The sequence below is a fragment of the Pedobacter caeni genome, from assembly GCF_900129215.1.
Taxonomy (GTDB): domain Bacteria; phylum Bacteroidota; class Bacteroidia; order Sphingobacteriales; family Sphingobacteriaceae; genus Pedobacter; species Pedobacter caeni.
The window spans coordinates 298571-325333 of sequence record NZ_FQUQ01000003.1 but is presented as its reverse complement, the minus strand read 5'-3'; the positions used below and the strand labels follow the sequence as shown (position 1 = coordinate 325333).

General features: G+C 42.8%; 21 protein-coding genes. 9 read left to right on the top strand and 12 right to left on the bottom strand.

Features of this window, described 5'->3' with window-relative positions; translation table 11 throughout:
• Positions 1-2: 2 nt before the first annotated feature.
• The 6 genes from BUC20_RS15975 to BUC20_RS15950 all read right to left on the bottom strand — a co-directional run bounded on the left by BUC20_RS15975 (position 3) and on the right by BUC20_RS15950 (position 9102).
• Positions 3-1541: a PKD-like family lipoprotein gene (locus BUC20_RS15975; RefSeq protein WP_073232095.1), complete on the bottom strand. Its 1539-nt coding sequence runs from the start codon at positions 1539-1541 to the stop codon at positions 3-5.
• A gap of 19 nt (positions 1542-1560) precedes the next feature.
• A complete protein-coding gene (locus tag BUC20_RS15970) occupies positions 1561-2352 on the bottom strand; it encodes a DUF4843 domain-containing protein (RefSeq protein WP_084528954.1) in 792 nt (263 codons plus the stop codon).
• Between the two features lie 24 nt (positions 2353-2376).
• Positions 2377-3813 carry a RagB/SusD family nutrient uptake outer membrane protein gene (locus BUC20_RS15965; RefSeq protein ID WP_073232093.1) on the bottom strand — a complete coding sequence of 479 codons (1437 nt, stop codon included), beginning with the start codon at positions 3811-3813 and terminating at the stop codon, positions 2377-2379.
• 8 nt (positions 3814-3821) lie between these two features.
• Complete coding sequence (locus tag BUC20_RS15960; RefSeq protein ID WP_159441115.1) at positions 3822-7124, bottom strand: SusC/RagA family TonB-linked outer membrane protein; 3303 nt, start codon at positions 7122-7124, stop codon at positions 3822-3824.
• A 223-nt stretch (positions 7125-7347) separates the two neighbouring features.
• Entirely contained in the window at positions 7348-8472 is a 1125-nt protein-coding gene (locus BUC20_RS15955; RefSeq protein ID WP_073232091.1) for a FecR family protein, read from the bottom strand.
• 90 nt (positions 8473-8562) lie between these two features.
• A complete protein-coding gene (locus BUC20_RS15950; protein ID WP_317042792.1) occupies positions 8563-9102 on the bottom strand; it encodes an RNA polymerase sigma-70 factor in 540 nt (179 codons plus the stop codon).
• Positions 9103-9326: 224 nt separating this feature from the next.
• Here BUC20_RS15950 and BUC20_RS15945 point away from each other — a divergent pair, with 224 nt between their 5' ends.
• From BUC20_RS15945 to BUC20_RS15930, 4 genes are read left to right on the top strand one after another with little or no spacing between them, the layout of a single operon-like run.
• The gene (locus BUC20_RS15945) at positions 9327-10445 is read left to right on the top strand and encodes an aminotransferase class V-fold PLP-dependent enzyme (RefSeq protein WP_073232089.1); all 1119 of its coding nucleotides are present in this window, start codon (positions 9327-9329) and stop codon (positions 10443-10445) included.
• Positions 10432-11055, top strand: coding sequence for a class I SAM-dependent methyltransferase (locus tag BUC20_RS15940; protein WP_073232088.1), 624 nt, complete (start codon positions 10432-10434; stop codon positions 11053-11055). Before BUC20_RS15945 ends, BUC20_RS15940 begins: the two co-directional genes overlap by 14 nt.
• A 19-nt stretch (positions 11056-11074) precedes the next feature.
• Positions 11075-12217: a radical SAM family heme chaperone HemW gene (gene hemW / locus BUC20_RS15935; RefSeq protein ID WP_073232087.1), complete on the top strand. Its 1143-nt coding sequence runs from the start codon at positions 11075-11077 to the stop codon at positions 12215-12217.
• 10 nt (positions 12218-12227) lie between these two features.
• Positions 12228-13013 (top strand): SDR family oxidoreductase, encoded by a 786-nt coding sequence (locus BUC20_RS15930; RefSeq protein ID WP_073232086.1) that lies wholly within the window; start codon positions 12228-12230, stop codon positions 13011-13013.
• On the opposite strand, the gene BUC20_RS15925 is transcribed toward BUC20_RS15930, so the two are convergent.
• Positions 13006-13545 (bottom strand): hypothetical protein, encoded by a 540-nt coding sequence (locus BUC20_RS15925; protein WP_143166825.1) that lies wholly within the window; start codon positions 13543-13545, stop codon positions 13006-13008. The two genes, BUC20_RS15930 and BUC20_RS15925, sit on opposite strands and share 8 nt — an antisense overlap.
• A 149-nt stretch (positions 13546-13694) precedes the next feature.
• Here BUC20_RS15925 and BUC20_RS15920 point away from each other — a divergent pair, with 149 nt between their 5' ends.
• A complete protein-coding gene (locus tag BUC20_RS15920) occupies positions 13695-14018 on the top strand; it encodes a phage holin family protein (RefSeq protein WP_073232084.1) in 324 nt (107 codons plus the stop codon).
• 162 nt (positions 14019-14180) lie between these two features.
• Here BUC20_RS15920 and BUC20_RS15915 read toward each other — a convergent pair whose 3' ends face one another.
• The gene (locus BUC20_RS15915; protein ID WP_073232083.1) at positions 14181-17339 is read right to left on the bottom strand and encodes a beta-galactosidase, LacZ type; all 3159 of its coding nucleotides are present in this window, start codon (positions 17337-17339) and stop codon (positions 14181-14183) included.
• Between the two features lie 149 nt (positions 17340-17488).
• Between BUC20_RS15915 and BUC20_RS15910 the strand changes: the two genes are divergently transcribed.
• Entirely contained in the window at positions 17489-18805 is a 1317-nt protein-coding gene (locus BUC20_RS15910; RefSeq protein WP_084528952.1) for a DUF3472 domain-containing protein, read from the top strand.
• A gap of 31 nt (positions 18806-18836) precedes the next feature.
• On the opposite strand, the gene BUC20_RS15905 is transcribed toward BUC20_RS15910, so the two are convergent.
• From BUC20_RS15905 to BUC20_RS15895, 3 genes are all read right to left on the bottom strand, one after another.
• Positions 18837-19988, bottom strand: a complete 1152-nt coding sequence (locus tag BUC20_RS15905) for a formylglycine-generating enzyme family protein (protein WP_073232082.1) — start codon at positions 19986-19988, stop codon at positions 18837-18839.
• 98 nt (positions 19989-20086) lie between these two features.
• A complete protein-coding gene (locus BUC20_RS15900) occupies positions 20087-21352 on the bottom strand; it encodes a DUF1501 domain-containing protein (protein WP_073232081.1) in 1266 nt (421 codons plus the stop codon).
• 10 nt (positions 21353-21362) lie between these two features.
• Positions 21363-23267, bottom strand: a complete 1905-nt coding sequence (locus tag BUC20_RS15895; protein WP_073232080.1) for a DUF1800 domain-containing protein — start codon at positions 23265-23267, stop codon at positions 21363-21365.
• 133 nt (positions 23268-23400) lie between these two features.
• Here BUC20_RS15895 and BUC20_RS15890 point away from each other — a divergent pair, with 133 nt between their 5' ends.
• The 3 genes from BUC20_RS15890 to BUC20_RS15880 all read left to right on the top strand — a co-directional run bounded on the left by BUC20_RS15890 (position 23401) and on the right by BUC20_RS15880 (position 26291).
• A complete protein-coding gene (locus BUC20_RS15890) occupies positions 23401-23946 on the top strand; it encodes a fasciclin domain-containing protein (RefSeq protein WP_200800967.1) in 546 nt (181 codons plus the stop codon).
• Positions 23947-24428: 482 nt separating this feature from the next.
• Positions 24429-25310 (top strand): cupin-like domain-containing protein, encoded by an 882-nt coding sequence (locus BUC20_RS15885; protein ID WP_073232078.1) that lies wholly within the window; start codon positions 24429-24431, stop codon positions 25308-25310.
• A gap of 99 nt (positions 25311-25409) precedes the next feature.
• On the top strand, positions 25410-26291 hold the full coding sequence (locus BUC20_RS15880; protein WP_073232077.1) for a cupin-like domain-containing protein: 882 nt from the start codon (positions 25410-25412) through the stop codon (positions 26289-26291).
• Position 26292: 1 nt separating this feature from the next.
• Here the strand turns inward: BUC20_RS15880 and BUC20_RS15875 are convergent, their stop codons facing one another.
• Positions 26293-26718: a YybH family protein gene (locus tag BUC20_RS15875; protein WP_073232076.1), complete on the bottom strand. Its 426-nt coding sequence runs from the start codon at positions 26716-26718 to the stop codon at positions 26293-26295.
• Positions 26719-26763: the final 45 nt, after the last annotated feature.

Here is a 26763-nt window from a genome sequence, read left to right as displayed (position 1 = left end):
CATTATTCTCTGTAGCTCACTTCAACAATTTTCCCTAATCCGTCAAAGGAGCCGAATAAGGTAAGTGCCCCATTTAAGTTTGGCACATTGTATAACTCCATTTTACCTGAAGTAGCAGGATTGGCCTCATCATAGCTGCAAATAATTAACTTCTTAGCATATTCTGCGTAGCGAACATTTGAGCGGTTGTACAACATTTTGTGATACTTGATCAGGCTCACTTTTCTTGATCCCAGGTCGACTACCATCGTATTGCTACGGTCAAATGGATTGTACCTGTAGATTTTAGATCCCGCCAGATACATCACATAACCCTCCACCGGGTCAATCGCAAACTGAGTCGCATTTGCCATCTCCGGAGCTGTGCTGACCTCATCGAAAGCAACAGGATCAAATGCCGTATTGTTACACACGATCCTGGCTAAAAACACTTTCCCTTTGCTATCCTTAAACACGGCGTAAGTCTGCCCCGACAAGGCTGGTGTAGAATCCATATACATCAGGTCCATCCCTACATTCCCCGGATCAAGCAAAGTAGAGGAAGTAGCAGGAACAGAAGAAGAAGTGTTGATGTCTTTATGTTCAATGAATCTTTTGTTGTCGACATCATACATCAGGGCATAAGAGCTGAGGGTACCACCGTAATACTCCGCAAAATAAGGAGAGATATTAATCAGTTGTCCATTGCTCAATCTGTTGACCCTGTTTCCGAATGCGGTGGCCTGTGTGGAATTCTCAAAGAACAATTGTCCCTTACTATCCAGCAGATAGGCCAGCCAGGTAGCCTGAGAACGTACCTTTTGTGCATAATATGGAGGTGGAGCATATCCATTAATGATAGATAGCATGCTCACATAACTACTAAAAGTATTATTCTGGGTATTGATGATATAAGTATCCTTATCCGTCCCTACAAAGATTGCACGGCCACTTACATTGGAGAAAGGATCTCTCCTGTTATAGAAATAAAGTAATTTAGGTTTACCACTTAATTTGATGGTCGTTTGAGAGCTTAAAATATCATTGTAATACAGGAAATTCTGACTGGAAGAAAGGTAATTATAGAAATCCAGTCTGGCCTCGTTATTTACCTCGTTCAAGATCAGCCATCCATCAGCGATATTGGTGTTCACCTTTAAGGAGAAAGTGGTCCTCCAGGTAATGCCCGTACTTTTTTCAGTCACAACATAATAGCCCAGGTATCGCTTAGGAATTGAGGGCAGGTTTACCACCCAGTTTAAATCATGGGTTTTGGCTATTGGTTTCTTCACCACAGGTGCTGAACTGTCGTCCACCGCAAACCACTCATAGCTATATTTGCTGGTATCATTACCGGAATCCTTTGTAAACTGCAGGGTTGGCCGGATTTCAATTTTCTGACCGCTTATCGCTTCGTAAGATTCCTTTATATCTGTAATTCCGACTTCGTTTATCTCTTTATATTCATAATTCCCCAGGTCTTTTCTACAGGAGGAGCTGATCATAATGGCGGTTACCATCAACCAAAAAACTATTGATATTTTATTTTTAATCATGGTCATATCTTATATAAATTCATATTTATTTAGCACTCAGCCCCATCTTCATCAACGATCCATCTGTTTCATACACAGGTGTTCCCATTGCAGTCATCTGATCCAGATAGGCCTTCATTCCGTTAGCCCACCCAATGATCTGGGTAGTTGGCGGAATGTACTTTTCCGCTGTAATTTTACTCACATCAAGCCCGTACCGGGAGATCATCGTCTGAAACTTATTGGTTCCAAAAGTCCCGAGGTATGCAATCACAAATGATGCAGCAGGGCTTTTCCCTGTTGTCCAGAACCAGGGTATCCCGGCGATGTCATCGACTTTCACTTTTAACCTGGTGAAGTACTTGGTTACCTTTTTTCCTCCGCTGACTTCCTCACGGCTCAACAGGCTGTTCACAAAATTTTCGTTGGGTTTTAAATCCAGGTACATAAACAGACTGTCCTTCTTCATTCCTGCGTTACGCTTCATTTTTATTCTCAGCGTATCAGCCACCGCGCCTGCTTTAATCACAAACTTTTCATTCATGAACTGATAATCCAATCCAGCTTTCATCGTGCTGCTATCAGCAATAGAAAGATGGTAAGCTCTGTCATGATCTGCAACACTACCAATCGCCCTGACCACAATTTTAAGTGTAGTATCCGGCACATCAGGTTTGATATAACCAAAGGAAAAATCGAACCTCGTAGCTGTTTCTGCCAAAGGGAAATAAATGCTGTTTTGGCTACTCTGATCATCAAAAAGGGCGAGGCCTTGTTTTTTGCATGCCATTGTTATCGTCATGAACAACAGGCTTAAATAAACTAATCTCTTTTTCATAATTTTATTTAATTGGGTTCAGGTTTATCTTGGTGTGGTTTCGGATAAGGGTACAGGAAACACGTAGCTGGAGGCATTGATATTCATTGAAGTATTTGTCGCACCGGCAATCAGTGATGCCGCTTTTGTACGCTTATAATAATAGAACAACTGCCCCTCCCCATAAAACTCCCTACGGTACTCCTTCATGATGTTCGTATTTAACTCTGTCGCCGATAGCGTTAAAGGCAAAGCAGCTATATTTCTTTTGGTTCTCAAAGTGTTTAAATAACCAATACCTGCGGCGTTATCCGGATCGGATTCTGCGGCAATCAGGTACATTTCAGACATCTTGATCAGAGGTACAGTGTTATTGAAATTATAGGATATATTTCCTCCCACCTGATATTTAAAAAACGTTGGATAGGGCTTGCCCGCTACTTTCCATATAAACTGACTACGATAGTCGTTGGGCAGATTTTCAAACACTGTGTTGTTGATAAATGTGCCGGTGGAATTTGGAGCAAGGATTTTATCATCAAAAAGTGTAGGGCTAAACACGTTCAGGAACTGATCCTGCATCCGCGGACTTTCTGCTCCAAAGATCATTTCTGTGGCGAAAACCTTGTTGCTTACCGCAGGGACATTGAGGTCTGCAAGTGTGGTCCAGGGAAATTTATCCTGCTGTACGATTAAACTTTTAGCGATCGTCAATGCCGTTGTTTTATCCCCTTTCCACAAATTCACACGTGCCTGCAATGCTTTAACCGCATAATAATTCATTCTGTAGGTGCGTCCATCCCTGCCATAGCTAAGGGAAGGCTTGCTTACTCTGGCCTGCGTAAGAACAGGATCGGAGTTCAGAAGCAAAGACTCCGCATTACTCAGATCACTCAATACCTTTTGCATTACAAAATTTGCAGGTTTAAATTCTGAAATGTCATACCCCACTTTATCGTAATAAGGAAGGACCACGGTTAAAGAATCAGCAGTAGTATACGGTTTGCTGAACATCCGCATCAGGTCGAAATAATAAAAAGCCCTCAGGCCGATCGCCTCCCCCTTATACTGATCCAGTGTTTTAGCATCCAATACCTGCCCATAGGTATTCAGGCTCTCCAGAAACTTATTGACATTTGCGATGTTCGCGTATAAATTGGTCCAGATCTCATCAATCTTTGACTTTGAAGTCTTCTCTTCATAATTGTAGACCGACATGGTGTACTCTTTATGTGTAGAACCGACATTGTAGAGCTGTGCAAGCACGTCTATGGTGGTCATCGTTAAAGTACCACCATACAGCGAGGCACTTCCATTATTGATGTAAAATCCATTTAAGGCATCCGCAAAACCCTGAGGCGAAGAATACAATTGATCTTCTACGAATTTATCTTCGGGTTTCACATCCAGCCATTTGCTGCAACTGCCCAGCGAAAACAGGACGATCGCCAATAATATGTATTTATAAAATTCCTTTTTCATCGTTATAATTATTTAAATGTTGCCCGGATACTCATAGACACCGAACGCGCGAATGGATAATTGATACCACGTTCTCTTCTGATGGTCGAAGTATAAAACAGGTCGTTTGAATACGCCGTGATGTTCAATGCAGAGAGGTAGGCATGGTCAAGCCATCTCCTTCCTTTAATCTCATAGCCAAGATTTAAAGATTCTCCACTAAAAGAGTTTTCCTTTTGGACGAACCTGGACGACTTTGGTGTGGTGGCCGAGATGGAGATTCCTTTAAACTGGGATACGTCTCCAGGCTGTTGCCATCTGTCGTACAAAGCACGTTTATCCTGATTGGTCCTTATAGATTCATAAGAAATGTTTTCAACTTTAGCATACAAAGCCTCATTAAACTGATCCCTTCCAAATATGTATCGGATAAATATGCCCGCAGTAAAACCTTTGTAATAAAAGGTACTGCTAAATACCCCTTCTGCCTTTGGGCGGGAATTTCCAACCACCACCTGATCATCTGTACTGTAGACAAAAGTCTGCTGCCCATCTTTCTTTAAAAAAACTTCTCTGCCGGTTCCGGGATCTATACCAAGAGAAGGCACGGCCCAAATGTCGTTCACACTATATCCATCACGATACCTCACAAGGGCATTACTTTCGCTAAGCTCTGTATTCAGAGAAGTCAGCTTATTGTTAAACTCGCTGTACTTTTGGGTGGCCATTGCTCCGGTTGCCCCAAGGGTCCAAACCATGTGACCAGGTTTTCTGATAGGTGAGAAGGAAATCGTAGATTCAATTCCTTTAACAGTAGATACTCCCGCATTAAATGGGAAATTATACAATCCTGTAGAAGATGGGAGGGTCACTGCAACCACTAATGGATCGGTATATTTACGGTAAGCATTGAATTGCAGGTTTAACTTACTATTGAACAATACCGCGTCTAGGCCCAGGCTCGTTTGCAACGTTTTCTGCCATTTCAGGCCCGGAGCCCCCAATGCAGCCAGGGAAACCCCTTGTCCAGAACTATTTATACTGGAATAGTACTTATATACAGACTGACTGACATTCCCAAAATTCTGATTTCCGGTAAGCCCGATATTCCCCCTCAGACGTAACCCGTTCAGCCAGGTTAAATGTTTCATAAAGCGTTCTCTGTTGATGTTCCAGCTCAGTCCTCCCGAATAATAGGGCGCATAACGGTTTTCTGATCCAAAGGCTGTAGAACCATCTACATTCAGGTTTAAATCGACATTATAGCGCTGATCATAAGAATAATTGACTGAAGCTACAATGCTGTTTCTTCTGGACAGAGAATTAGCGGCATTAGGGTTTGAACCTAAATCATACCCGTAAGCAAATGCCGGATTTCCGTTACTTGCATTAGGAAAGCCCAACGCATCGTATCCATTCAGGTTTTTGTTATTCTGCGCAACTTCAGTCCGCAGGTAGGCCGTAAGCGAATGGAGCTGTCTGAATACCTTTGCATAGGTTAAACTTGCGTTGATGGTATAGTTCAGTTCCCCCTTTTTTTGGTACTTGTATGATCCTCTTAAAGTAGGATCTGTTTCATTTTCGTATTCCGAATTTAATGGAGATACAAAAACCGTACTATCCGAAGTATTCTTTACGATCTGTGCATTTAATTGCAACCTTAATGATTTAGTAAAATCAGCTGTTAACTGAAAGTTATTCTGAACATTAAAGCTGGATGATTTATTGAAACTGTTTAGCCCTGCATTATATGCCGGGTTTACAATCCGCTCATTTTTATGGCTATCCACACCTTCGGCATTATAACTGGCAGAAGGCACAACTTCCAGATAACGCTGGCTGCTTCCCATATACCGGTAATATGGATTTGTTCCTACCCATTCTGAAAACTTACCATAGGGAGAATCTGCTCCTTCAGATCCATTGACATATACCCTGTTTGAGATATTGAATATTCCGGAACGGTAGCTGAGGTTTACGTTTGCCCCCCAATCGTCCCGTTTCGAACCGATCATGGTGGCATTATTTTTTCGGATATTTGCCCCAATATCATAGCGTAAGGCCTGATCTCCACCCGATGCATTAACAGAATGTCTCTGAGAAAATCCGGTCTGTATAGGTTTATTTAACCAATAGGTATTCACCCCTTTTTCCACTTCCTGCAAACGGGCACTATACAAGCTATCCAATCTGATTTGCTGATCTACACTGGAATTTCTTTCCTTATACCTTCCTGCAAGTTTTTCAAATCTTAACTTTTCAGCAGCATTCATCATGTTGTAGGAAGAAAGGTCGGGCATTTCCACACGAAGGTCAGAAGTATAACTGAACCTGATTTTCCCAGGTTCAGGTTTTTTAGTTTCGATAACAATTACCCCATTGGATGCTCTGGAACCATAAATTGCAGTAGAAGAGGCGTCTTTTAAAATGGTAATGGAAGCAACTGTATTCATATCAAGATCGATGATTGTCCTCAGCGAGCTTTCAAATCCATCCAGAATAAACAAAGGCTGATTGGGGTCTGAAGAAAACTGATCCCTTAAACCCTCGGTAGAAATACTGGTTTGTCCACGCAATTCAATGGTTGGTAAAACATTAGGATTAGAACCCAGGGCATTATTCTCGATCTGGATAAAAGAAGGATCCAGGGTCTTGAGGCTTTGTATGATGTTCTGATTGCCCAGCATTTTCAGTTCATCCCCGCTAAAAGAGGCTGTTGCCCCGGTAAATGAAGTTTTCTTACGGGTCATCATCCCTGTAATCACCACATCTTTCATCGCAGTTTCAGAAACTTCCATCCTAACCAGGATCTGCGATTGGTTTCCTTTTAGCCGTATTTCCTGAGTTTTATAACCGATATAAGAAATCAATAACACATCCTTTTCCGGATCTGCAACAATTCTGAACTGTCCCTCACTGTTGGTTGCTACAGCTTTTGTATTTGCCCCTTTAACTCTGACAGACGCTCCTGGGATGGGTTTCCCTGTTTCATCCAGAACTTTTCCTGTGATCATCAGCATCCTGTTGACCAGCATACGGAACTCCGCAGATTGTAAAACAATCGTTTTCTGTTCTATCCTGTAGCTGAGTGGCTGATCTCTAAAACAAAGCTCAAGCACCTCCTCTACAGAAGCATTTTGCACGTCAAGTGTAACAGGCATTGCTCTGGCCAGAATTCCGGCGTTATAGAAGAAGTCATAACCGCTCTGCTTCCGTATTTTTTGTATGATCTGCTCCAGGGGAGCTTCTTTTTCTTTGAGCGTAATCTGGGCATAGCCCGTTGCGCTAACCTGCAGAATCACAGTGGTCAATATGATAAATGTCAGTTTCAATTTTAATAATATCCTGGCATAAACATGGCTGGATATGCCATGTTTAGATGTCCTGTAAAAATTCATACATTTGTTTAGTTTGGGTTTAGGTTCCTAAGTTTATGATTCGATTTATTTAACAGCCTTTCCCGAACTTTACTCCAAAAGAGTATACAGGCCAGGGGCGTTGCAACCGCTCCTGGTTCTAATGAAGTTCCGGAAAATGCTGGGAGAAAGTAGAAGTTTATGGCATCACCGTAATCCTCCTTCCCTCGATCTTAAAGTGAACACTTTCTGTTAATTCCATGATTCTGAGCGTTTGCTGAATGCTTCGGTTTCTTGATCCTGAACCTGCAAAAACCATCTCTGCCAGGTCTGGCGGACAAATCACTTCGACGTCATACCATCTGGCTATTTTACGCATGATGCTACCCAGCTTTTCGTTGTTAAAAACGAAAGAGTTGTTCTTCCAGGCCACCACATCTTCAGTCATTACTTCTGCCACCTTTAAGGAATGGTTTACCAATACTGCCTGCTCCCCGGGCTTAAGTATTTCAGATGAACCGGTTTTCTCTGTTTTCACCCGTACTTTACCCTTCAGCAAGGTCGTTTTCACCTCTTTATCATCATCATAAGCGCTGATGTTAAAATGAGTTCCCAGCACCTCTACTGTCTGGTCATTTGATTCCACTTTGAATGGTTTGTTCTGATCATGCGCCACTTCAAAGTAACCCTCTCCTTCAAGGCTTACTTTTCGCTCCTGACCGGCAAATGTTGTTGGATATTTTAAAGAAGACCCCGCATTTAACCAGACCCTGGTTCCATCAGGCAGGATCACCTGATATTGGCCGCCGGCAGGCGTACTGATCGTATTAAAGGATTCCTTCCCGCTTCCGGCTCCCGGAGCAATATGATATTCCAGTTGTCCGTCTTTATTTTTGGTAATGGTCATTCCCGGCTGACTTGCCAGGGTTCCATTGGCCACATCATTCAGAGAAATTTCCGAACCATCTGCAAGCGTCAGCATTGCTTTGTTTCCTCCAGGCAATATTTTAGCGACCTCTCCCTTGCCGGATGCAGGATTTACGACACTCTTGTTATTAAAAAACCACCACCCAATTGCCAGGCAAAGCACAATGGAAGCTACCGCAGCTATTCGTGGCCATAGCCGGACGACTTGTGGCCGGTTTTGATGGACTGGCAGCTTTGCCCAGACCTTAGCCCTGGCCTCCAGCAATTCTTCAGGGCCTAAATCGGATGCTTCGTCCTGATAATCCAGGTACCAGCTTTCCAATTGGGCCAGTTCCTCTTCCGTACAGTTTCTCTGCCTGTATTTACTCAGTAATTCTTTCGCTTCTTTATTTTGCATACGCTGGAAAGGAATAACTTCCTTTTAATGATAGACGGCAAGGCCAGGGGGCATGGGGTAGAAAAAAATAATATATTTTTAACGATAAGGTCACAAACTCAGAAAAAGCATCATTCCAAGCTTCAAACGCAATATTTTCAATGCGTTTTTTACCTGTGTCCTTACGGTTTGCTCCGATAGATTTAATTGTTCCGCGATCTCCTTATGGCTCATCGCCTGCTTTCTGCTCAGCTCAAATATCTCCCTCATCTTAGGTGGCAAATCGGAAATGCCCTTGTCAATAAGCGCAGCGAGTTGCCGCTCCCGGACCTGATGATCCGTAACGCAATATCCTTCCTGCAGAAAATGCTGTAAAGAACTGACGTACCTGGATTCCACCTGCTGATGAGCGATCACATCCAGGATTTTGTTGCGTACAGCAGTGTAGAGATAGGCAGGCAGACTGGATTTAAAGATCAGTTCAGCCCTTTTGTTCCAGAGCGTAGCAAACAACTCATGAACCACATCCTGTGCTTCTTCTTTATCCCTCAATCTGCTGTAAGCATGAACATAGAGTTCATTAAAATAACGGTTATAAATTATGGTGTAGGCCGCAGCATCCCCCTCTTTCAGGAGTACTGTTAATTCCAAATCTGAAAGTAAACTGTAAGTCAACATTGTCGCCCCCGCTGTAAATTGAACTTTAAAAACCAGATTTTGTTACCTACACAAAAAACGATCAATTATCTGTATGACAATTGATTTATCTGCCTAACCGAATAAAATTTTGTGAATTTCAAAAGTAGTATTAAATAGATAAAAACCAAATGCTTATTCGCCTAAAACCTACCTTTGTCTATATAAACTGATTAAGGATGACCAACTGGAACAGCATACGCGAAGAATATCCGATTTTTAAAGAACGTATTTATTTACAAACCCATAGTGGTGGGCCAGTGACTACCGGATTAATCGCTGAAACCAATCGCTTATTGACCGAACTCAGTCTTTGGGGTGGTGATATTTGCGGGCAATGGGATGAGGAGGTCGGCGCTGCAAGAACAGAGCTGGCAGCGTATTTAGGCATTAGCCCTGAGGAAACAGCCTTTATTCCGAGTACTTCTATGGCAATGAATATCATGGCCTATACTTTTCCAAACAACCAGAGGCTGCTTACATTTAAGGATGATTTTCCCAATAGCTACCTTCCCTGGCTACATCAGGGCTTTGAAGTAGATTACGTAGACTCTGATGAACAGGGAATGATTCATTTGTCAGAGATAGAAGCGGCCATAACACCAGATACAAAAATCCTGATCAGCAGTGATGTCATGTACCGTACTGGATTCAGACAGGACCTGCAAAAGCTTGGGGCTATCTGTAAAGCCAGGGGAATCTTATTTATTGTCGATGCTACCCAATCTTTTGGCGTACTCCCGATTGACATTCAAGCTTGCCAGATTGACATCCTCATGTTTCATGCCTACAAATGGCTGTCTGCAGGTTTTGGTGTAGGTGGAATGTATGTCCGCAAAGAACTCCTTTCTTCCCTGAGAAAACCTTTTATTGGCTTTTTTAATGCTGAACATGGTGCTGATGTTTCGTCAGTTTCAATCAAAGAAGCCGCAAGTGCTTATGAATTGGGAAAAACACCATACCTCAACATCCTTATGTTCCGTTATATGCTGAAGCACTTTTCAGAAATTGGAATGGAGGCTATTAGTGAAAGAATGAAGTATCTGGCAAATTACCTGGTGAATAAATGCAGGCAGCATCAGCTTAACCTGATTTCAGATTTTGCGCCGGAGCACCGTTCAGGGATTTTTAATATAAAGGCAGATGGAGTGACCAAAGCAGAACTAAATGAGCAAGGGATCGCTGTTCGTGCGTCTCAGGGTATAATTAGTTTGGGGATTAGTTTTTATAACAATGAAGCCGACATTGATACACTGGTACATTACCTGACAAAAAGAAAAAACAATGAAAAAGGGTAACAGTAAAAATGTCTTCGAGGTGTATAATAAAATAGCAGATTGTTTTGCAGAAAACCGGTATCAGGGTTTAATGGAAAAAAAGTATCTTGATGAGCTGATTACACATTTAGATGCCCGTTCCGAAGTCCTGGACCTGGGTTGTGGAACGGGAATTCCTATTTTAGGTTATCTCCGGAATCAGAATTTAAACGTCACTGGTGTTGATGCCAGCGATAAAATACTGGCACTGGCAAAGAAGAATTTCCCCTCCACCTTATTTATCCAGTCTGATATGCGCCATCTTTCCCTAAACAAAAAATTTGATGCAATTATTGCCTGGCATAGCTTTTTTCATCTGCCTGCTGAAGACCAACCCGCCATGTTTGCCACTTTCGAAGCACACCTCAATCCCAATGGCATTTTACTTTTCACTTCTGGTACTACACATGGTGAGGCCTGGGGCTCCATTGGAGGTGAAGATCTGTTTCATGGATCACTAAGTACCCGGGAATATCAGGACCTTTTAACAGCCCACGATTTCAGCGTATTAAAACATCAGATCAATGATCCTGACTGCGGAAATGCCAACGTTTGGATGGCAAAATATACGCCCGTATTCAAAACTGTATAATTGCGCTTATCTTTGCAACATGTCCGGTATCTACATCCACATTCCATTCTGCAAAAAAGCCTGCACTTATTGTGATTTTCATTTCAGCACTTCCTTAAAGTATGTGGATGAAATGACAGCAGCCATTTGTACAGAAATCATCAGGAAAAAAGACAGAATTGCAGACCAGCAGGTGGGCAGCATTTATTTTGGTGGCGGAACCCCTTCCGTATTGCCCTCCGCAGCATTTGAAAAGATCTTTAACACCATCACAAAGCACTTTTCCGTCTCCTCAGACGCAGAGATCACGATTGAAGCCAATCCCGATGATCTGGATGCGAAAAAGATCAAAGAATTAAGGCAATTGCCTGTGAACCGCTTCAGCATCGGCATCCAGTCTTTTTATGATGAAGATCTGATCTGGATGAACCGGGCACACAATTCAGGGGAAGCAGAAAACTGTATCAAAAGAAGTCAGGATGCCGGATTTGAGAACTTAAGTATCGATCTGATTTATGGATACCCGATGCTGACAGACCAGAAATGGCTCAGCAATATCAATAAAGCCATTGAATTTGAAACCCCACATATTTCTGCCTATTCCCTGACAGTAGAACCCCGTACTGCACTCGCCAGTGCCATCAAGAGAGGGAAGCAGGTTCCTGTGAATGATGAACAAAGCGCTGATCAGTTCATTTCTTTAATCGCGCAGCTTGGAAAAGCAGGTTTTGAGCATTATGAGATTTCCAACTATAGCAAACCAGGGAAATATGCTGTCCATAATACCAATTACTGGCGTGGCATCCCCTATATTGGAATTGGCCCTTCGGCTCATGGCTTTGACGGAGAAACACGCTACCTGAACATTGCCAATAATGCCGCTTACCTGAGTGACATCAGGGAAGGCCGTTTACCGGAAACCATAGAAACACTGGATCAATATGACCGTTTCAATGAGTATATGATGACCTCTCTGAGAACCATGTGGGGCAGCAGTTTAAACAAGATAGAGGCCGACTTTGGCAAGGCATTTCTCAACGACACCCTCAAAAGCATCAAACCATTTATAGAACGGAAATGGCTGATGAATGAAAAGGAACACCTAACTTTGACCCTGGATGGGAAACTCTTTGCAGACCATATTGCTTCTGAATTGTTTCTGATCCCGGAAGATCACCATTAATGAGCATCACATGAAAGATAAAGTTGTTTGGATTACCGGAGCATCATCCGGCATCGGAGAAGCATTGGTATACGCTTATAGTCAGCTGGGTGCCAGGCTGATCATTTCTTCCCGTAACCGTGATGAACTGTTTAGGGTAAAGAACGGGTGTAAAAACAAAATCAATGTTCATGTCCTTTCTTTAGACCTGGAAAACACCCCAATATTAGCAGATAAAGCCGAAGAAGCCATCCGCATCTTCGGAAAAGTTGACCTCCTGATCAATAGCGGAGGTATCAGTCAGCGGAGCCTGGCTTTGGATACTGACCTGGCAGTAGAGCAACGCCTGATGAATGTCAATTTCTGGGGAACTGTGGTATTGAGCAAAGCGGTATTGCCCCTGATGATCGCCAATGGAGGTGGACAAATCGTTTGCATCAGCAGTCTGGTTGGGAAGTTCGGTACAAAGCTCCGCTCTGCTTACGCAGCTTCTAAACATGCCCTTCACGGATATTTTGATTCTTTACGTTCTGAGCTGTTTGACCAGGGTATTCACATCACGATGATTTGTCCGGGTTTCATTAAAACGAGCGTAACCCTAAACGCATTGACTTCCAATGGAGCGCCACAGGGAACGATGGATGCAGCGCAGGAAAACGGGATGCCCGCTGATGAATGTGCGAAACTCATTGTAGATGCCATCAGGCTCCGCAAAGAGGAAGTCTATATCGGAGGAAAAGAAGTGAAAGGGGTATGGTTAAAAAGATTTTTCCCCTTACGCTTCTCTAAATATTTAAGGACAGCAAAGGTTACTTAATCACCTTGCCGTCAATCTTAATACTTTTCCAGTCTTCGTCCAGTCCTGAACCTTTAATATAGCTCACTTTGTGTGTGCTTCCTTTCAGGTTTGGATGGTAGACCATATCGAACTCAAAAGTCATCTTCTTATCGGTTTTTTCCACCACTTTGACTTTATAATCGTTCTGCGATTTGTCGCCAATGGTATAAAACTCGTCGTTTACTTTCGCATTGAATTTGGCATGTGTGTAAATCAGTTTAGGCTGGTCCGGATAAGCTTCCAATAAATCATTATTTTCATCTATTCTCATGTATTTAACATCAGTAGCGTCTCCGCCTACTAAAGAATAGAATTTATAATACAACTTATTGTCGATCCTCATGGTATCCTGAATTTCCGTATAGCTGTGGTCTCCCATTCTCCAGGAGTTTCCAATCTGCATCGGCATAAAGGAGTCGGCGGCAGCAATTTCTTTTGTAGTCACTACTTTCTGTTGACATGAAGCAAAAAGTATCATTATTAAAAATGATAACAATTGAGCGTTTTTCATAGGGTTAATTTTTAAGTTAGTATAACATACTAAACGTAAGATAAATAAGATTCGCTACAAACAGGGTGTAATTCTTTTATTTTTTCTATTTTCAGGAAAATCAATTTCTGGATTGATTTTTGAACCCCACAAAACTTAAAAAAAAAGACATGAAGTTTATCATCACCCTGCTTATCAATGCCGGAATCCTTTTAGGGATGACCTTTGTATTGCCAAGTGTTAGAATTAAAAACTACAGAACAGCTATTTTGGTAGCCCTGGTTATCGGTTTATTAAATGCAACGCTGGGTATGTTTCTCAGATTCCCGATGAACGTAGTTACTCTTGGGTTAATCTCATTTATCGTCCATTTGTTGGTAACAGCAATCATGATCAAACTGGCGGATAAATTTTTCGACGATTTTGAAATTAAGGGTTTTACTCCAGCCCTGATCATTGCTTTGGTAATGGCTGTTGCAGGCGCTATTATTTAAACCTTCAGGAAGAGTCGAAGGTTATGCGGGAATTCCGGGCGCAAACGTTTGCGCAGTGATTTTCAACCCACTATAAAACAAACGGTTAAAACCCAAAAACAGCGATAAAAAGCAGGGCTCCGGATGATGATCCGAAGCCCTGCTTTTTATATTGATCGTGTCTTACTTAATTGGTTTTATCCAGTAAGAATACTGATGTGCAGCAAAAGGCACCCTATACTCTTTCAATGGCATAGAACCCCAACTGTCTATTCCCTGCAAACCACTCTGAATCAAATCCAGGTGCATATAGATCTGATCTCTTTTAACCAGCTCGCCGGAGTGGTATTGCTTTTTCTCCACTTCAGGATCAAGATCATCAACACTGTATGGAAGCGCAGAGAAGTTCAGTAAACTATCGGCCATTCCAAAGCTCAATCCTTTGCCTTTTTTGTCGGTGAAATTTACCCAGCGAACATCGGTTTTGTTTCCACTTTCCTGAGGACGCGCATAAGGAAAATATTGCTCATCGATGGTTTGGTTATATAACCCTACAAAAGATGCAGTTTTACGGTCCCAATAATTTTCACCTGGTCCGCGGCCATAGAAACTGATTTTACTTAATGAAGCATTCAGCTGTAAGTCATTCCCGATACGTTGCATCAGCGGGTATTTTCCTTTATTGGCTGTAAAACGGTTGTCGACCTTTACAATACCATCAGGTCTGATGGTAAAAGTTTGCTCTACTGTTGCTTCTCCTCCAATCAGTTCCTTTTTAAAAGTAGCAACGACCTCCCCAGAACCACCTGTCTGTACATCAGCAGCTATCAGCTTACCTTCTGAATATGCATTTCTCCATTTCCTCAGACTGCTGTTAAATCCTGCACCAATGTCATTGTCTGTAGAAGCGCGCCAGAATCCTGGTTGCGGTCCTTCAGTTAACAACTCGCTTCCTTTTAGGGTATAACCGGTCATCAGTCCTTTTTCCATATCAAAGGCTACAGAAAAATCTGATCCCTTAACTATGGCTTTTCCTGAAGGTTTTTCCAGACTCAATTTTCCATTTCCCGCAGCAAATGTAAATGGTTTTGGAGCGCCATTCCATGCAAATTGCTCAGTAGAAATGGTGTATCCGGCAGGAAGGAAAGGTTCTGCGACTTTCAGGTCGTAATATACGTTCAGAAAATATTCTGCTCCGGCTTTCGCTTTTGTTTTGATCGGAAGGCTCAGGTCTTTTTCTGTCCTGGGTTCAATTACCGGAAGGTTCTGTGTTCCTTTTTCTACCACTTTACCGTTTTCCAAAAGCTCCCAGTTCAATTTCACATTGTCCAGGTTTCTAAAGAAATAAGAATTGTTCACCTTGATGGTATTGTTTCCTTCGTATTTCGTTTTGATGTACTGATAGATTTTTTTTACTTCTACGGCCATCGGAGTCATGCCACGATGGTTGGTTACTACACCTTTTACGCTAAAGTTATTGTCGCTGAAATCTTCATTCACCGGTCCGCTTAAAGGGAAATCCCCTCCATAAGCATTGATACGCTTACCATTTTTTACGGTATCAATGGCCTGATCTATCCATTCCCAGATGTAACCACCCTGCAGGTTAGGCTGGCTCTCGATCACATCCCAGTATTCTTTAAAGTTACCAAGACTGTTGCCCATGATGTGCGCAAACTCACTCATGATCAAAGGACGACCCGGGTTGCTGTTCGCATATTTCTTCAACCAGTTTGGATCAGGATACTGCGGAACGATCATATCGGTATTGTAGTCGAACTCTGCACGCTCATATTGTACCGGACGGATGTCATTTGCTTTTAACCAGTCGTAACCTTCATAAAAGTTCCTTCCATTACCCGCCTCATTTCCTAAAGACCAGGTGATCACTGAAGAATGGTTTTTATCACGCTCATACATCCGCTGAATGCGCTCCAAATGGGGAACTCTCCATTGTTTATCATTTCCAAAAGAATAAGAAAGGTCGTAATAACGGCCATGAGATTCGATATTTGCCTCATCAATGACGTATAAACCATATTCATCACAAAGCTCCATCCAGTAAGGATCAGGAGGATAATGAGAATGTCTGACCGAATTCACATTCAGCTTCTTCATCATTTCCATATCCTTGCGCATGTCCTCTTTCGTTAAAGTATGCCCCTGAGTGGCATTGTGCTCATGACGGTTTACCCCTTTAAAGAACACTCTTTTCCCATTCACCAGGAAGTTATTATTGACCAGCTCTACAGTACGGAAGCCGATCTTTTGAGGAATTACTTCCAGCACTTCTCCTTTTTTGTTTTTCAAAGTGATAAAAAGGGTATATAGATTCGGGGTTTCTGCAGTCCATGCGGCCACATCCCCTACCTCGGTATTGAACTTCACATTGCTTTTATAATTACCAAGCACGGTCTTTATCCCTTTCGTTTCGTCCTTATAAACAGACTTTCCCTTAGGATCGATCAGTTCCAGTGCAAGGGCAAAAGTATCCGGTTTACTATGGTTGGTTTTTCGGTCTATTTTGTAGCTGTTGATTTCCGCATCCAATGACAGCAATCCATTCTTATAGGATTTATCCAGGGTAGCGACCGCCTTGAAATCCCTCAGGTCCAGCTTTGGAGTGGAATACAGGTAAACATCACGTTCAATTCCTGAGATCCTCCACATGTCCTGACACTCGAGATAACTGCCGTCACTCCAACGGTATACCTGCAAAGCAATGAGGTTCTCCCCGGCTTTTACATATTTGGTGATGTCGAATTCTGCAGCAAGCTTGCTGTCTTCACTATAACCTACTTTCTTCCCGTTTACCCAGATGTAAAAAGCAGATTTCACTGCACCTAGATGAATAAACACCTGTCTGCCGTCCCAGTTCTGAGGAATGTTGATCTTCTTACGGTAAGAGCCTACAGGGTTGTTATCTTCAGGAATATCAAAAGGAGGGTCCATCCTTGCCCCGGTATTTTTACGTCCTGCAAATTCGTATGGCTGATTGACATAAATCGGCAAACCGTATCCATTGGTTTCCCAGTTGGCAGGAACCTTAAAATTGTCCCATTTGGTATCGTCGAAAGTTGTTTTATAGAATTCTTCAGGACGTTTACGGGGATCCTGAACCCAGTTGAATTTCCATTGCCCATTGAGGGTTAAGAAGTATGCAGATTTTTCTTTTTCGCGCTTAGCGGCCAGCTCCCTGCTTTCAAAAGCAAATGCTGAAGCCCTCATCGGCATCCGGTTCACAGAAACCACCTCGGGAGTCTGTAGTTCAGCCGGTAACTGCTGACTCATTACTGCTGATGAGGCCAATAATAATGATAATGATGTAAAAAGTTTTTTCATTCGTGTGTTTGTGGGTTGTATTGCGATATCTAACGTAATTATATTTTGCTCAAATCATTAACGCAAACGTTTGACTGAATTTTGATCCTTCTTTTAGTCCCTGTTTTCCTAATTTCATCAAACAATCAACACACAAACCAAACACACAAATGAAAATGAAAAAATTAACCTTATTCCTTCTTGCTTTTCAGCTGCTGCTCCTTCCGGCATTATTTGCCGGAAGCAGGGCTGAAACCGGGCCGGAACCTATCACCATCCCACTTGGAGGCAATGGGTATGTAGAAAAGAACGGACAGGCAAGGATAAAAAACGATGGCCTGAGCAATTGGAACAATGCTTCAGATGTGATTGCCATTTACTTCCGCACCGAAGCTGCCGGAGACGCAGAACTCTCTCTTCGATTGAGTGTTCCTGAAGGAAGCAGCAAAATCAGCCTAACCGTCGATGGAACTACACTGGAGAAGGAAGTAAACAATCTCGGTGCTGCAGTTGTTAAGCTGGGTACCGTAAAAATCAAAGCCGCCGGATATGTAAAAGTTGAACTGAGGGGCTTAAGTAAAACCGGACAGGTATTTGCCGATGTTTCCGATCTTCTGGTGAGCGGCAGCGCACTGGACAATGGCGTTGTTTATGTAAAAAACAATGAAGGAAGTTATTTTCACTGGGGCAGAAGGGGTCCTTCTGTGCATCTAAACTATACCATCCCTGCAGCTGCAGAAAATAAAGTAGAATGGTTTTACAATGAGATCATGGTTCCTGAGGGAGAAGATAAACTAGGCACCTATTATATGGCCAATGGATTTAGTGGTGGATATTTTGGGATGCAGGCCAACTCCCCTACAGAACGCAGGGTACTTTTTTCTATCTGGAGTCCTTTTTCTACAGATGACCCGAAATCCATTCCCGATAGCATGAAGGTGATTCTGTTAAAAAAAGGAAGTAAAACAAAAACAGGGGAATTTGGGAACGAAGGTTCCGGCGGACAAAGCTATATGATTTACCCTTGGAAAGCAGGTAAAAGCTATGCTTTTTTAACTCATGCCAAACCCAATACGGCTAAAAAAACCACGGTCTATACTGCTTATTTCAAAGACCTGGAAAAGGGCGAATGGCAATTGGTGGCCAGTTTTGAGCGCCCACAGTCTGCAGTGTATCTGAAAGGCATCTATTCTTTCCTGGAAAACTTTTCGCCACCAACGGGTGATCAATCCCGTCGTGGAGATTATAAAAACCAATGGGCGGTAGATGCAGATGGAAAATGGCATGAGGTCACCTCGGCCACATTTACTGCCGATGCCACTGCCAGAATCAATTATAGAAAAGATTATACCGGAGGTTCTGACAACACGTCTTTCTACTTAAAAAATTGCGGTTTCTTTAATGATTTCACACCCATTAAGACTCCATTTCACAGGAAATCAACAGGAAAAACACATCCTGCAATAGATTTCAGCAAGCTGCCGTAGGTAGGCAGCCATCAGGACTGGATAAAGAATATCATTTGGAAACACACCGGAAGCCGGTATTCTCCAGTCCTGTATCCATTGAAGACTTCATTTTGGAAGTTACCCGATACCCTTTGCAATAAGAAGAATGACACATAAATGAGCCTCCTCTGATGATTTTCTTAGGAATCCCAGGCTCTGCAGCATCATAACTGTCCTTTGGCCCTTTAGGATTAACCGTTTGTCCTTTCAGGCCCTGATAATAATCCTCACGGTACCAGTCGGCAGTCCACTCCCACACGTTTCCGGCCATATCATATAAGCCATAGCCATTCGCAGGAAATGATTTTACAGGTGCCACAGTACCATACCCATCAGTTTTTTTATCCGAATAAGGAAATTCTCCCTGCCAGGTATTCGCTTTCACTTTACCTGCAGCCAGGTCTTCATCCCCCCATGGATACTTCTTTTCCCTAAGACCACCTCTGGCTGCATATTCCCATTCCGCTTCTGTAGGCAGTCGCTTCCCGGCCCATTTCGCATAAGCCGCAGCATCGATCCAGGAAACCTGGGTTACCGGAAGGTTTCCTTTCCCGTTAATATTACTTTCAGGTCCTTGAGGATGCTTCCAGCTCGCTCCAGGAGTCCAGCTCCACCATTGCGAAACATCGTTGATATCCACTCTCCCTTTTGGCGGACTAAAAGTCAACGACGCAGGTTGCAACTGCTCTTCTGCAGGTTTTGGAGTTCCCGGAGGCAATTGTTTTTTTATTTCTTCCCAGTCCGGTTTCTGCTCTGCCTGGGTCAGGTAACCTGTAGCCTTCACAAAGGCTGCAAACTCTGCATTGGTCACTTCAGTTTCATCGATCCAGAAACCATCCATTTTCACCTCATGTGCAGGATATTCGTCTCTTCGTCCTTCTTTATCCGCAGCTCCCATTCTGAAAGAACCTGCAGGGATAAATTTCATTCCCTGATGAGAGGTAAGTCCGGCTTTCTCTTCTCCTGACAGCGTTTCTATTCCCGTCACCGCTCCGTATCGTTTAGGCAGGTTGGAATTACAACAAGCAGAATCAGTATGGGTTGAATGGTCCACACCGGCGACAGTATCTGCAGTAACACCTGCTGATCCTTTTTTATCGCTTTTCTGATTGCAGGCTGTTATTGCCAACATTAAAAACAAATACAAAAGTTCTCTTTTCATAAAAAAATAAGATCATATTCAGGAATCATCACCAGCAATTAAGCCTGATCCTGAACGCGGAATAATGAAGGGCAAAATAATGATAAAAACTTAAACTCTTATCTCATTACGCCTATTTTACTTCCATCCCAATCCGGAAACAGCACTTTATCGTTATGCAGATTTAAGTGTTTGTCTGCCACCTCACTAAATACGCTTCTAAAATCTGTGGTCACGGCGAGATCCCTGCCATCTTCCAGATTTTCGACCGCCATTGGCTGCACATTCCCATGAACTAAGCCTCCGCTTACGCCATTGCCCAGAATGAAATTACAGGAAGCCCTTCCATGGTCTGTTCCACCCGTTCCGTTCTGCTTCACTGTACGTCCAAATTCGGTCATGGTCATCACCGTAACATCATCTTGTAAAGTGCCCATGTCTGTCCAGAAAGCCATGATGCTATTGCTGAGGTCATTTACATTCCTTGCAAAAATCCCCGTATCCGTGCCCTGATTAAAATGGGTATCCCAACCTCCGGATTCTGCAAACGCAACTTCCATTCCCACATTCATCTTGATCAGCTGTGCGATTTGTTTCAGGGAATTTCCCAGTGCTGTATTTGGATATACCGCGTTATTTGCGGGCTTATAATTCTTAGTATCGGTTTTCTGCAACATTTTGATCGCTTCAAAGCTCTCCTTTCCGGTATCTTTCAACAATCCGGAAGAAGTCTGGTCATAAAGATCTTCGAAACTCTTAGCCGCCATATTTGCCCCTTTGACATTTCCCCTCATCTGAATATTAAAATCCTGCAGGTTGCTGATGGCTACTGCCGGATTTTCTCCATAGAATGACCGTGGCAGAGAAGAGGTTAAGCTCACCCCCTGAAATGGCGTTGCGCCATCATGTCCTAATAATCCGACGGCCCTGTTGAGCCAGCCACTATCTGTTCCTTTTTTAAAAGGGGTTCCTGATTCCATATAATCCTGTGCATCAAAATGGGAACGGGTATTATTAGGTGATCCAATGCCATGTACAATCCCCATTCTCTTTTCCCTGAACATAGGCTCAAAGGCAGACATAGAGGGGTGTAGTCCAAAACGGCCATCCAAATCAATCAATGGTACATTCTTTCCACCTTTAGCGGCAGACATGAATAAGTTTGGTCTGGCTGCTTTCAGGTACTCATCAGTAAAAGGCGTTACTGCCATTAAGCCGTCCATGGCACCCCGCTGGAAAATGCATACCAATATTTTCTTCCTGTTAAACAGACCTAAAGGTTTTGTACCTGCCACTGCTTCTGCCAGAAAGGAGGGAATTCCGCCCATTCCTATTCCAAATAATGCCAGGCCACCTGCTTTGATAAATCCTCTTCTTGAAGTCATGATTTAAGTTTTATTTACGTTGAAATTCCGGGGAACCGATGATCACTCCGACTACCTGTGCCAGCATTGCGTTGTTATTTACCGGGGCTTTTACCGCAGGTTTTACCGGAGCAGCCTGCTCTCCCATCATGCTTTGCTCCTGCTGCGGTGCAGTCTTCTCCGCAGCATTGGCCACTTTCGTGGATAATGAAGGGTCATTTAACATTGGTTTCAACCGCTTTACCGTTTCCGTCAGGTTTCTTTCCGGCATAATAATCTTACTGTAGGTCAGCAGGGCTGCTTCCGCACTTTCGGGTTCATGATGGTTGTTCAGTGCAGAAAGGTTGATCTTCACTCCCGGAATACGTTGTGCTGCAAGTGCCAGTCCGAAGTTCATTCTATTGAGCAATGCTCCTGTATTGATCCAGTATTGTCCTCTATCAGGAAATCCTGTAGGTGCCTGATAATAATACATTTTTTGTCCCATTCTATTGATCCAGTTGAACAGCTGATAAGGCTGATTAATGTCTGCATCCAGTCCACGTACCGCACTGATGGCCAGCTCAAAAGGAGATTTTGTTTTCTCCCTTAGAGATGCGGGACTCCAAAATTCGGGAGAAGAAACCATTGTCATCAATACCTCCCTGATATTGCCATCTGTTTTGGTAAAGGTCTTTGCCATTTTATCAACCAGACTTTGGGGAGGACTATCATTGACGAACCTTGTAGCTATCTTTTTAGCAATAAATTTAGCCGTAGACGGATGTTGCGCAAGCATATTCAATAAAGCAAGACCTTCCTCGTATCCACCACCTGCAGCAAAATGTTTACCCATAACTGTTTTCTCCTCATTATCGTGTCTGTTTGGAACGAACAGAAAATCTCCATCTTTCACAAAGCCACGTTTCTTCAGGTTCTCTTCTCCGACATTATCGATGATCTTTTGCATTGCCGCGCCATATCCATCTTCTCCCATCGGGGCCAGCGTCCATCCGGTGAGCACTCTTGCAGCCTGGGTCACATCTGATTGGGTATATCCCCCATCTACCCCTAAAGTATGCAACTCCATCACTTCCCTTGCATAATTTTCATTTAGTCCGCCTTGCTTCCGTTTTGGTGGCACTCTTTTCTTTACAGGTTTCCCCGCCTTGTTCACCTGCTCATCCTCCCCAGGCAAAGCAACCGGTTGTCCGGTACTCGTAAAATTATCCAGGTAAATCAGCATTGCCGGAGATTTGGCTGTTGCCAGTAGCAGGTCTGAAAATTTCCCTGTCACATTAGGTCTGATGATATCCCGTTCATAGGCAGGAACGAAGGACGCGCATTGGTTTTTAGTTAGGGAAACGTTGAAATGGTTAAACCAGAAATCGGTAAGCAATTCCCTCAACTGGTTATGTGTATACGCTGCCCTTAATATTTTTTGATTGATAAATTGTCTCAACAGCTCCTGTTCCGGTTTAAATCCTTTCTTTTCCATATAGGCCCGGATTTGCTCCCGATAAGCTTTCTGATCTCCTTTATTCACAGAATCTTTATTGATGGAGCCATCCTGGATCGCCATCCTCAACACCCTTGGTTGTCTGGGGTATTTATTTTCCACCTCGGTATTGCTGAGGTTAATGTCTTCAAACTTACTCAACATCAGGTTTAAAGAATCATCTTCCTGCTTCCCATCCAATTGCTGGCGGAACCATTTTTCCAGTCCTGTTTTAACCATTGCATCCACATCCCCTTCTTTACTGCCATAGGTAAACCTGCTGAGTAAATGTGCCGCAGCCTGACGCTCGGTAAGTCCGGCCTTCCGATAAGGAAAAGAAGGCTTAGCTGCAGCTAAAGATCCAGACTCCTCCAATCCCTGCTCCCTGAAAGAAGAGAAGAAAACGGTAACGAGGAAAACCAATACAAATGAACAGATAACCTTTACTGGTGTTTTCATAAGAATGATGCTTGATTAATAACCTTATGACCATTAAAACGTCAAAAAGATTAATAACATATAAATTATTTTTACGCCCCCTCAAATCCGTCCCAAAGATTTCCCCGTATCTGATCATATGAAAACTACCACTATGAAAAGAACTCTTTTATCAGTAATTGCCTTAGTAGCTTTGGCATTCACGACACAGGCTCAAAAAAATCCAATGGTTGGCGGTGCAGCGATGTATGCCAATAAAGACATTGTCGATAATGCCGTAAATTCAAAAGACCATACCACCCTCGTGGCGGCTGTGAAAGCAGCAGGACTCGTAGAAACCTTAAAATCAGCAGGTCCATTTACTGTTTTCGCCCCAACCAACGAAGCCTTTGGCAAACTCCCTGAAGGAACAGTAGAAACCGTACTAAAACCAGAAAACAAAGCCCTCCTTACCAAAATCCTGACCTACCATGTAGTTGCAGGAAAAATGACCAGTAAAGAAATTGCAGCGGCCATTAAAGCAGGTAAAGGAAAAGCAGAGTTGACCACGGTAAGCGGTGGCAAACTATGGGTCTGGATGGAAGGCGACAAACTCGTATTAAAAGATGAAAAAGGTGGCATGGCCACCGTAACCATTGCCAACGTGCATCAAAAAAACGGGGTCATCCATGTTATCGATTCCGTACTCATGCCAAACTAACATCAGTCATTCACAATAGGGGCGGGGAAATATCCCGGAGGGCATCTCAAACGAGGTGCCCTTTTTTTATGCGCCAGATCAGTATATTACCCTGCTCATATGAATCATGCTGTGCATTTTGCTATACATCTTGCTAACAACCCTGCTATACGCGCCATACCCCGTACACCATACCCTGTACACCATGCCCTGTAACTCCTGCCTTGTACACCCTGCAATATGCATCATGCTACAGAAAAAGTTGTTCCTTTTCGAAGGCCTGCAAATGTTTCCCTTCAAACATTTGAGCCTGAGAACAGGAACAACTTTTTCCATTTGTCAGAAAATTTCCATTTTTCCCCCACCTCAATCACCGATTTTACATTTTTGTTAATTTTGCTTTTAACAATAAATTAACATGTAACCTGAGCATGTTTCATGATCCATCAAAGGGGGATTGATTTCGATCGTGCGTGCCCATCTGAACAATAAAATATAAACAGATGAACTTTGAATTAACTCCAATTGATGTCGTCAACGACATTTCCAAAGAAGATTTTGAGAAAAACTACCTGAATACCCGCCGCCCGCTGATCATTAAAAACATGTCAAAAAACTGGCCTGCATACGAGAAGTGGAACCTTGACTATATGAAGACTGTGGTTGGAGACCGGACTGTTCCTTTGTATGACAGTTCCAAGGCAGACCCTTCGAAGCCCATCAATGCATCGGCTGCGGAGATGAAATTTGCCGACTACATTGAGCTCATAAAAAACACGCCTACTGACCTGCGGATTTTCCTTTTCGACCCTATTAAACAGGCTCCAAAATTACTGGAGGATTACCGTGCACCCAAGGAATTGATGGGAGGTTTTCTGGACAGCTATCCGAATATGTTTTTCGGTGGTAAGGGCTCAGTAACCTTTCTACATTACGACATTGATCTTGCCCATATTTTCCATACCCATTTTGGAGGAAGAAAACATGTGATCTTGTTTGAAAACAAATGGAAAGAGCGTTTATATCAGATTCCCTATGCCACTTATGCATTGGAAGACTACGATGTTGAGAAGCCGGATTTCAATAAATTCCCTGCATTGCAAGGCGTTAAAGGGATTGAAGCTTTTCTGGAACATGGTGATACGCTATTCATGCCTACCGGATACTGGCATTGGATGAAATACCTGGACGGCTCTTTCTCGATCAGTTTACGGGCATGGGATAAATCACTGCTGGTAAAGGCACATAGCTTATACAACCTGACTATTCAGCGTAAATTCGATGATTTCATGAAGGCAAACTTCAGGGAAAAGTACATGGCATGGAAGGAAAGACTGGCAATAAAAAGGGCAAATAAGGCGCTTGCGAATCAGGAACCCAGATAAATTGGGGTAATCAGGCTCCCGAAATGGTAAAAAATAATCAATGTCAGATGAACAAGTTTAAATTTTAATTTACACTTTTGTTCTTTAACCTTGATAATTATGAGCTTTATACTGAAGCCGGTAGATACCGTTGAGAACATTAGTCCTGAAGATTTCAAAAAGAATTATTTAGATCCCAGACGTCCTTTAATTATTAAGGGGCTGACTAAGTCGTGGCCTGCCAGAGAAAAATGGACAACTGAATATTTAAAAGAAATTGGTGGCGACATCAATGTAAGCCTGATGGACAACTCAAAAGCTGACCCATCAAAGCCGATTAATTCCTCTGTTGCCACCATGCGTTTTGGTGATTACCTGGACCTGATCAAAAGAGAGCCTACAGAACTTCGTATCTTTTTCTTCAACCTGTTCAAGCACGTTCCTGATTTGATTAAGGACATCACTTTACCTAAAGACCTGATGGGCGGCTTTATTGAAAGCATGCCAGCCATGTTCTTCGGGGGATCAAACTCTGTTACCTTTTTACACTACGATATAGATTTGCCTCACCTTTTCCATACGCATTTTGGAGGAAGAAAGCACATCATCCTGTTCGACAATAAATGGAAGAAAAGGCTCTATTGTATCCCTAATGCCACTTATGCTTTAGAGGATTATGATGTAGCAAATCCTGATTTCGAAAAGTTCCCTGCTTTAAAAGGCGTGGAAGGATATGAAGTATTCTTAGAACATGGAGATACTTTGTTCATGCCTACAGGGATGTGGCACTGGATGAAATACCTGGATGGTTCTTTCTCCCTAAGCTTAAGGGCATGGGATGCTTCTATCACCAGGAAAGCACAAAGTGTATTTAACCTGGCGATAAAAGGTGGTCTGGACAGCGTGTTAAAAATGGCATTTAAAGCTCCTTACGCAAAGTACAGAGAGCGTTTAGCAATAAAAAGAGCAGAGAGAGCCCTGGCAAACGGCTCCCCTAAATAATTTAGCTGCTGTGATCAGATACGACCTGCCATACTCCTTTGATTTTTCTCAGGATTAAGGTAAAGTATCCCTGCGGCTCATCCTTTTCTCTTTTCAGATGCCAGCCACCCAATACAAATGCGGTGTCTTTTGATAAGAGCTCTACTTTCTTGATATTAAAAGTCAGGGTACCCATTGCACTTTTGTCGGGGTACCCTTTCTTGTAATTGTCCATTGTTTGCTGCCATCCATAGGTAGGTCCGCTTTTGCCGACAAACAACAGGCTGTCATTTTTCCAGTACCCTTCCATAAAATTTTCCAGGTTTCCTTCATTCCATGCAGAACGTTGTTTCTCTAATAAGGACAGAATCGATTGCTGATCTGCTCCCTTTTGTGCCTTTACGCTAAGGCCCAATCCTATAAACAGGATTAAAATTAATTTCTTCATATTGACTGGTCTGATTTCAAATGTCAAAAAATACAGATAAAATGT